The organism is Anaerolineae bacterium (assembly GCA_025062375.1).
Taxonomy (GTDB): Bacteria; Chloroflexota; Anaerolineae; order SpSt-600; family SpSt-600; genus SpSt-600.
In genome coordinates this window covers 1-957 of record JANXAG010000076.1, presented here as the reverse complement: position 1 = coordinate 957, position 957 = coordinate 1, and the positions used below count along the sequence as shown (strand labels likewise).

At 55.7% G+C, this 957-nt stretch carries 2 protein-coding genes; both read left to right on the top strand.

The window, feature by feature from the left end; all coding sequences use genetic code 11:
• Nucleotides 1–411: tetratricopeptide repeat protein (locus tag NZ653_10095; GenBank protein MCS7287467.1), on the top strand; the 411-nt coding region annotated here is incomplete at its 5' end.
• Nucleotides 412–725: 314 nt separating this feature from the next.
• Nucleotides 726–957: hypothetical protein (locus NZ653_10090; protein MCS7287466.1), on the top strand; the 232-nt coding region annotated here is incomplete at its 3' end.

Genomic DNA, 957 nt, shown 5'->3' with positions numbered 1-957 from the left:
GTGGATGAGGCCCTGGCCTGGTATCGGAAAGCGGAAAAGGTGGCTCCGGACCGGTATGAGCCGAAGTACTTCATCGGGTTGGCCTATTTCCTGAAGGAAGAATACCCGACCGCTGAAGCGTCCTTTCGGACCGCGCTGGCGATGGCCCCTCAGCACGTCTGGAGTGCTTACTTTCTGGCCCATACCCTCTATCATCAGGGAAAGCGGGAAGAAGCCACAGAGTGGCTCAGGGAAGCCATCCGTCTCTATCCAGGCCAGCCCTGGGATTGGGCGGTCCAGTTGGGGGACTGGCTGGCTGAAGCGGGGGATAAAGAAGGGGCGCTTGCGGCCTACCGCCAGGCGCTGGAATGGAGGCCGGGGGATGAGGGGATTCAAGCGAAAATTCGGGCGTTGATCGGTTCAGAGAGATGAGAAACCACGAATTTCACGGATTGCACAGATTCGTTGCGAGGGATTGCACAGATTCGTTAATCCGTGAAATCCGTGCAATCCGTGGTTTCACAAAAAGCACCCTCACCGCCTACCGCCAGGCCCTGGAATGGAGGCCGGGGGATGAGGGGATTCAGGCCAGGATCCAGGGGTTGGGAAATGAGCAAGTGAACAAAGAAAAGTAAAGAGTCAAGGGGGGCAGAAAAAGCGAGAAACGGGAGAAAATTCTGGCTTTATATATGATATTCGCCAGAGGTTGGAGAAATCCAGCAGGAATGCAGGGGATCCCTCAATCTATGCAGAGACTATTATTTAGAGGCGAAATTACCACACGTCCTCTCTCGCTCAAAGCCAACTTTGCCTGGACGTTTGCGGGCAATGTGGTTTATGCTCTCAGCCAGTGGGGCATGATGGTATCCATTGCTAAATTTGGCAGCCCGGAAATGGTCGGTCGCTTTGCCCTGGGGCTGGCTATCACCGCACCGGTGATCTTGTTCACAGGCCTGGCTCTGCGGCCGGTGCAGGCCA